Raw genomic sequence first — 6,736 nt, forward strand, 5'->3', positions numbered from 1 at the left:
CGGCGACCCACACCCGGTTCGGCGCGCCGGCCACGAAGTTGCGCTTCAGTAGGTCGGGTGCGCGGTCAACGCTCTTGTCCGAGACCGTGGTGACGATCCTCCTGCCGCGCACCGCTCCTGACAGCCCTTCGGCTTTCATGAGGCGTGAGACGGTGCACTGGGCGACAGCGTGTCCGCGTCGGTTGAGTTCGGCCCAGACCTTGCGGTAGCCGTAGACGCCGTGGTTGCTCTCGTGGATCTCCTTGATGATCGGGACGAGTTCGGCGTCGCGGCGAGCGCGGGCGGAGGCGGTGCCGCTCTTGTGGGTGTAGTAAGTGCTGGGGTGGATGCTGCAGTCGTTCGCGGTCAGCGTCCTGCAGATCGGCTCGACTCCGCCGAAGCGGTCCCGGTGCTCGTCGATGAACGCTACGAGCGTGTGTGTGGCCGGTCGAGCTCGGCCGCGAAGAAAGACGCCGCGGCCTTGAGGATCTCGTTGGCCCGCTTCAGTTCGGCGTTCTCCCGCTTGAGTGCCTTGATCGCCGCAGATTCCTCGGTCGTCGGTCCGGGCCGGGTGCCGGCGTCGGTCTGGGCCTGGCGCACCCACTTGCGCAGGCTCTCCGGGCCCACGTCGAGCTTGGCGCCGATCGACCGGATGCACTGGTACTCGGTCTCGTACTGATCACGGGTCTCCAGCACAAGGCGCACCGCCCGCTCCCGGACCTCACTGGGGTATGGCTTCCTCATAACGGACTCGATCCTTCCAAGAGAAGGAGTCTCGGTCAAACCCGCAGCGGTTCAATGAATACCCGTGGCAGTGGACGCCGTTGGAGGTGGAGGCGTTCATCGACACCTGATGGCGTGGGCGTGAGCGGTCAGCTGAAGAACGGGTCGTCCACGGCGTGGACCCAGCCGCCGTCCGGCTGGCGTCGGAGGATCTCTGTGGTCGTGGAGATCACCGGCGCGGGGTCGACGCCCGTCAGGGTGGCGGTGTTCGACACCAGGGCGATGTCGTCCACCTGTCGGATTTCGCGCAGTTCGAGCTTGAGGCGGGCGCCGCTGTCGATCAGCTGTTGCAGGGCCTTCCGGATGGCCTCGGTGCCCACCAGGTGGGTTCCGGGGGTGGGGACGAAGTGCGCGTGCGGTTCGTACAGCGACACCAGGCCCTCGATGTCACCCGTCTCCAGGTACTCCATGAACATGGCCCCTACTTGCTCGGGCGTCTGCGCACGGCGCCGGGCGACGGTACCGACGGGCTTGTCGCCCCAGCCCGCCACGGCGAGCAGGTCGTACCACGTGGGCTGAGCGCCATAGGGCAGATGGTGGCGCAGCAGCGCTCCCGGGAAGGTCATTGGAGATGCCTTCTGTGGCTTGGAGTTGGCCTGGGTGACGATCGCGTCGCTCAGCGCGTAGGCCAGGTCCATGCGGGGGAGCAGGGCGTGCACTTCGTCGGCGAGGCCGGCCGGGAGGCTCTCGCGCCGGATTCCGAGGATGTCGGTGCCGATGCCCGCCTGCGCCAGCCGCACCTCTGTGCCCTTGCGCCCGGCGATGCCGTCCGAGGTGTGCAGCGCGATGGCGTCCCAGGTGATGGCGATACGCCGTTCCTCGACACCGCGTTCGCGGAGGAACGCCGCTGCGGTGTCGGCACCGTCGACCTCGAAACGCTGGTCGCCGTTGCCCTCTTCGCTCAGTCCGATGTCGTGCAGGATGCAGCTGAGGAAGAGCAGTTCGTCGTCGTAGTCGGTACCTGCGCGCAGACCCTGGTGCCGGGCATGGGCGCGGGCGAAGACGTAGCTGCGGACGCTGTGGAAGAAGACGAAGTCGGGTGTGGCCCTCTCCGCATAGGCGTAGGCGTCCCGGGACAGGCCCGTGTCCGGGAGGCCGAGCCGTTCGAAGACGGGCAGGGGTGCGTCGTTGGTCACGGCATCTCTCTTTCGGGTGCGGTGGTGCGCGGCCCCGGGCGGAGCGGCGTGATGGCCGGCGGGCGGGCCGCGGATGGTGGGTGCTGCGGCTGTGGAGCGGTTACGGGGGTCCGTCGCGTGGGCCGCATGGTGCCGGCGTGGCGGGTCTGGCCGCCGTTGGCCGGTGCCGGATCACACCGTGCGGGTCCAGGCGCTCTCCTGGACCTGCTTGATGAGTTCCTCCGTCGCCGGGGGCCAGACGTTGCGGTACTTGCCGTGCTCGGCGCCGATGATCTCGACCATCTTGTCGATCATGTCCTGCGGGTCGTATTGGTCGGCGAGGATCTCCGCGAAGCGGGCCTTCACGTCCTCGGTGCGGTTGAAGTTGACGGTGTCGTCCAGCCAGCGGAAGGTCGTGTCCGCGATGCGGTCGTTGAACCCGGTCAGGTACGCCCCCGGGTTGATGGTCTGCACGGTGATCCCCGTCGGCGCGAGCTCGTCGCGCAGGGTCGCTGCGATCGCTTCGAGCGCGTGCTTGGTCGCGCAGTACGGCCCCAGCCCGAATGCCGTCAGCATGCCGCCCATCGAGCTGACGATGACAACGCGGCCCGCCGTGCCGGCGTCCACCCAGGTGCGGATCACCCGCTGGGTGAGTTCAAGGTTCGCGAAGACGTTCGTCTCGAACGTGCGCCGGACCAGCTCGACGGGGATCTCCGCAAGCGGCCCGCAGTCACCGATCGCGGCGTTGCTGACGAAGGTGTCGAAGTCCCAGCCGGAGACAGCCGCGATGTCGCGGGCCTCCAGGACGTCGAGCTTGTCGACCGTGACCCGGTCCTGCAGGCCGAGTTCCTCGATGTGCCTGCGCAGTTCGGTCACCTGTGACCAGATCTCCGTGGTCGCGATGACCCGATGCCCGGCCTGGGCCAGACCGACGGCGGCGCCTCGGCCCAGGCCGGTACCGGCGCCGGTGATCAGGATCTTCTTCATCGTGCTTCCTTTCCGAGCGCGATGCGGGCGACCTCGCCGTCCTGGGCGGGCACGCCGCCCGAGACGCCGATGGCGCCGACCAGAGTCGCGTTGTCGTCGCGCAGGGGCAGGCCGCCCGCGTAGGGGATCAGGCCGCCGTTGGTGTACTCGGTCGCGGGAGCCGGGCCGCCGGGCTTGCAGAACTCCCACAGGCTCTCGCTCGGGCCGTTGAACAGCACCGACGTCTTCGCCTTGGCCAGCGCGATCTCGATCGAACCGAGGATCGCCCCGTCCATGCGGGCGAACGCGACCAGGTGTCCGCCGCCGTCGACGACGGCGATGTTCATCGGGACGCCGATCGCCACGGCGTGGGCGCGAGCTCTTTCGATCGCGGCTTGGGCCGCATCCAGCTTGATACTCATGGCGTTTGCCCCTGTCGGTAACGGTGCGCGTTCGACTTGAGGTAAGTCGAGGGTGGCCGGGATGGCAGCGAGGCGGCAGACCGCACCGGTGAGCCGCCCTCGCCGGACCCGTGCACAACCACCACGCCCGGCAGTGACGGCAGGAGAGCGCCTCTCATGGTCATGAAACGACCGTAGGCGCGCACAGAGCGAGGGAGTCAGTGGCACGCGTGCCATACAGGGATAGAATCGTGCCATGGGAGTCCACACCTCCGGCGGTAGCCACCACGTGGTCGTGGTGGCGCTCGAGAACGTCCTCGCACTCGACATCGGGATTCCGTTGCAGGTCTTCGGAAGCTGGCCGGACGGGCCGTACTCGATGACGGTGTGCACGGAACGGCCCGGCCTGGTGTCGATGCACGGCGGCCCGGCGTTGTCCGTCGTCGACGGGCTGGACGCCCTTCAGACCGCGGACACCGTGATAGTCCCCGGGTACCTGGAGCCCGACCCACCCTCCGCCGCGGTCACCGCCGCGCTCGCACAGGCCGCGGCCCGCGGCAGCCGGATGGTGTCCATCTGCTCGGGGGCGTTCGCCCTGGCCGCCGCCCGCCTGCTCGACGGCCGCCGGGCCACCACGCACTGGCGCTACGCCGCAGCGCTGGCCAGCCAGTACCCGCAGGTGACGGTGCAGCCGCAGGAGCTGTACATCGATGAAGGCCAGGTGCTGACCTCAGGCGGAGTCGCCGCGGGCCTCGACCTGTCCCTGCATCTCATCCGCCGCGATTACGGCGCCCGCCTGGCGAACCAGCGGGCCCGCCTGCTGGTCACCGCCCCACACCGCACCGGCGGTCAGGCCCAGTTCGCCGACCTGCCGGTGGCCCCGGACGCCTCCGGCGCAACGATGCCAGTGTACGAGTGGGCCCTGCGTCACCTGCACCAGCCGCTCACCGTCGACCAGTTGGCGCGCCAGGCCGGCATGTCCCGCCGTACGCTCATCCGTCGCTTCCACTCCGACACCGGTCGGCCGCCCATGCGTTGGCTGCTCGACGCAAGGCTCGGCCTCGCACGGGAACTCCTGGAGTCGAGCGACCTGCCGGTCGAAGCCGTCGCACGGCGCTGCGGCCTGGGCACGCCGGCCAACTTCCGGACCCTGTTCAAGGCACACGTCGGGGTACCGCCACGCACTTACCGCGAGACATTCAACTCCGCTGCTGTGAAAAGTCGTTGACCCGTTGATCCTGGCAGGCCGCCGGTCGCGACCGCGCCTCTCCGCACCACGCACCCGGACGGCCCGTAGTGCCGCTCCCCGCAGGACCATGACGTCCCAGTGCTCGACGGCTCGCGCGTCCGCCGGTTCACGCGGTGGCCAGCGGCCGGTCGAGCGCACACCCCAGCGACTGCCAGCCGGGACCACGCCACGGCTCACGTAGGAATACGGCACAACGGGAATAACTACTCTCCGCCGGTATAATGGCGTTCCCAGCCTCACCTTCGACGCGATGCGCGTCGGGTGGGACTACGTGGCACGGATCTTGAGGCATTGGACCAGACGGCACTCGGTGTCGGTGGCCCGGCGTACGGTCTGTTCATGGTTGATCAGAAGCCCTCCTTGCCCTCGATGCACGACTTTGCGACCTGGGAGCCGGTGCTGCGTCTGCTGCTGGCCAGCAACGCGGAGAGGCATGGTGCCCCGGCCGTCCGTGTGGCGGGAAGCATCGGCCGCCATGGGTGGAGTCTGGCGTTGCGGCGACGGCTGCCGCCGCCCGGTCGAGCGGCCCAGATCGAGGACATGCAGGACGAGTTCGACGCGGTGAAGCGGGTGCAGAGCGCGCTCGAGGACGCCGGCATCAACGACATCTCGTTCACAGCGGAGATCTCCGCGACCGGGAAGACCACGCTCCACCTGCTCGCACCCAGTCCCGCCGTGGAGCCCGGCATCGGCAACCCGCACCCGGGGGCGCTCATCCTGGTCGAGGGCTCCCTTCCCGAGCCCTGGCGCCGCCTCCCCGATCCGATGCCCGGGGCGGTGCCGGCCCCTTCAGTGGATCTGGCGTTGCTGGAGCAGACGCTCCGCGAGCGGTTGCCCGATGCCATCGGCGCGACGGAGACGGAGATCGCTGCCGCAGAAGCGCGCCTTGGTGTCATGCTGCCCGACGAACTCAAGGTGCTCTACCGGGTGACGCGGGCACGATGGGAAGACTGGGGCGACGACTACGAGGCGGCGGAACGTGAATCCGCGGCGGTCGGCTGCGAGCTCTTCTCCCTGGATGACCTGTACATCGCCGACGCGTCGTCCCGTCACTGTCGCTGGGAGTTCGCGGCGATGGAGGCGGTCGTGACCCCGCCCGACGCCGCGGTGCAGGGCCTGGTCGGCTCACCGGGCTGGATCGCCTTCGGGGACAACGGCGGCGGGGACCGGCTCGCGGTCGACCTGACGCCGGGCCCACACGGCCACGTCGGACAGATCATCATGCTCAGCCACGAGGAGAGCGTCGGCGCTGAACTGCTCGCCGACTGCCTCACCGACCTGGTGCTGGAGCGACCCAGTGAACATCACGGCAGCTGTCACGACGACCAGCCGCCGGCCGTGGCCCGAGTCAACATCGCGAGCCTGAGAAGCGTCGAGGCCGCCGCGCACCCCGGCTTGGAAGTCCTGTCCATCGGCGTGTGGGAGGACGAGCCGCTCAGTCTCGCCCGCGTCATCGGGCTGCCGCGCCTGCGGACCCTCACCGCCTACCCCGGAACGCTTGCCGACCCGCTGGAGATCGCGAAGCTGACCGGCCTGGAGTTCCTGGAGCTCGGGCCGCGGGAGTGGCGCGTGCTCCTCGACGCCGGAGCCGTCCCGCGCAGTCTGTCGGCTGCCGCCATCGAGGTACGCGGCGGCGAGGATCCCCTGCCCATCGTGGCCATCGCCAACGAGCTCCTGGCCCTCTGGGACCGGCCCCGGATCCTCCAGAGCGTCATCGAAGGCAACCTCGGCCCCGTGGCGTAACCAGCGGGGCAAGCGACGGGTCGCACAGGACCACGCTCTCCACCGCCGGTCGGCGAGGCGATCACCGCCGGCAGGTTCCGCCGGGTCTGCCGGGCTGTGCTTGGCGGGGTCGTGGTGGGCAGTCATGTGGCAAGTCCGAACTCGGCGGGTGCCGGGGTGGCCAGGAGGCGGTGGTTGGGGCGGCTCGGGCTGGTGGTGCAGGCGGCGAACGGGCCGTCGGGGGCGCGGAGTTCAAGCAGGGCAGGGGCGAGGTGGTCGCGGTGCCAGGTGGAGGGACCAGAGAGTCCGGCCTCGGCGTCGGTCATCTGTTGCCACGCCAGCCACAGGCCGTGCAGGCGGGCAACAGCCTCGAGGTGCTTGTCCCACTCGAAGCACCAGGGACGGGCGGTGCTGATCTCACGGCCGTAGACAGGCAGGAGGAGGTGGTCGACCCAGAAGCGCAGAGCGGCGAGTTCGGCCTCGTACGCCTCGCCGGTCAGGGCGAGGATGAACACCGAGGT

Annotated in this window: 8 protein-coding genes; 2 read left to right on the plus strand and 6 right to left on the minus strand. The window is 69.4% G+C overall.

What is annotated here, in order from left to right; genetic code table 11:
- The 5 genes from UK12_RS45250 to UK12_RS31325 all read right to left on the minus strand — a co-directional run.
- Positions 1 to 400, minus strand: a 400-nt coding sequence (locus tag UK12_RS45250) for an IS3 family transposase (RefSeq protein ID WP_082120105.1), incomplete at its 3' end; no start/stop codon positions are given.
- A 5-nt stretch (positions 401 to 405) separates the two neighbouring features.
- Positions 406 to 723 (minus strand): transposase, encoded by a 318-nt coding sequence (locus UK12_RS43750; protein ID WP_045306595.1) that lies wholly within the window; start codon positions 721 to 723, stop codon positions 406 to 408.
- 128 nt (positions 724 to 851) lie between these two features.
- Complete coding sequence (locus UK12_RS31315; RefSeq protein WP_045306596.1) at positions 852 to 1,898, minus strand: nuclear transport factor 2 family protein; 1,047 nt, start codon at positions 1,896 to 1,898, stop codon at positions 852 to 854.
- A 171-nt stretch (positions 1,899 to 2,069) separates the two neighbouring features.
- Positions 2,070 to 2,864, minus strand: a complete 795-nt coding sequence (locus UK12_RS31320) for an SDR family oxidoreductase (protein ID WP_045306597.1) — start codon at positions 2,862 to 2,864, stop codon at positions 2,070 to 2,072.
- Positions 2,861 to 3,265 (minus strand): GlcG/HbpS family heme-binding protein, encoded by a 405-nt coding sequence (locus tag UK12_RS31325; protein ID WP_045306598.1) that lies wholly within the window; start codon positions 3,263 to 3,265, stop codon positions 2,861 to 2,863. Before UK12_RS31325 ends, UK12_RS31320 begins: the two co-directional genes overlap by 4 nt.
- A 235-nt stretch (positions 3,266 to 3,500) precedes the next feature.
- Between UK12_RS31325 and UK12_RS31330 the strand changes: the two genes are divergently transcribed.
- Both UK12_RS31330 and UK12_RS31335 read left to right on the plus strand, forming a co-directional pair.
- Positions 3,501 to 4,472 (plus strand): GlxA family transcriptional regulator, encoded by a 972-nt coding sequence (locus tag UK12_RS31330; RefSeq protein ID WP_045306599.1) that lies wholly within the window; start codon positions 3,501 to 3,503, stop codon positions 4,470 to 4,472.
- 360 nt (positions 4,473 to 4,832) lie between these two features.
- Complete coding sequence (locus UK12_RS31335; protein ID WP_156179054.1) at positions 4,833 to 6,236, plus strand: SMI1/KNR4 family protein; 1,404 nt, start codon at positions 4,833 to 4,835, stop codon at positions 6,234 to 6,236.
- A gap of 122 nt (positions 6,237 to 6,358) precedes the next feature.
- Here the strand turns inward: UK12_RS31335 and UK12_RS31340 are convergent.
- On the minus strand, positions 6,359 to 6,736 hold a 378-nt coding region (locus UK12_RS31340; RefSeq protein ID WP_045306602.1), incomplete at its 5' end, for a DUF4913 domain-containing protein.

This window comes from Saccharothrix sp. ST-888 (assembly GCF_000955975.1).
GTDB lineage: Bacteria > Actinomycetota > Actinomycetes > Streptomycetales > Streptomycetaceae > Kitasatospora.

What these genes read in the sequence shown, in the direction of transcription:
- UK12_RS43750 (WP_045306595.1), bottom strand. Translation starts at nt 723, where the DNA reads ATGAGGAAGCCATACCCCAGTGAGGTCCGGGAGCGGGCGGTGCGCCTT.
- UK12_RS31320 (WP_045306597.1), bottom strand. Translation starts at nt 2,864, where the DNA reads ATGAAGAAGATCCTGATCACCGGCGCCGGTACCGGCCTGGGCCGAGGC.
- UK12_RS31325 (WP_045306598.1), bottom strand. Translation starts at nt 3,265, where the DNA reads ATGAGTATCAAGCTGGATGCGGCCCAAGCCGCGATCGAAAGAGCTCGC.
- UK12_RS31330 (WP_045306599.1), top strand. Translation starts at nt 3,501, where the DNA reads ATGGGAGTCCACACCTCCGGCGGTAGCCACCACGTGGTCGTGGTGGCG.
- UK12_RS31335 (WP_156179054.1), top strand. Translation starts at nt 4,833, where the DNA reads ATGGTTGATCAGAAGCCCTCCTTGCCCTCGATGCACGACTTTGCGACC.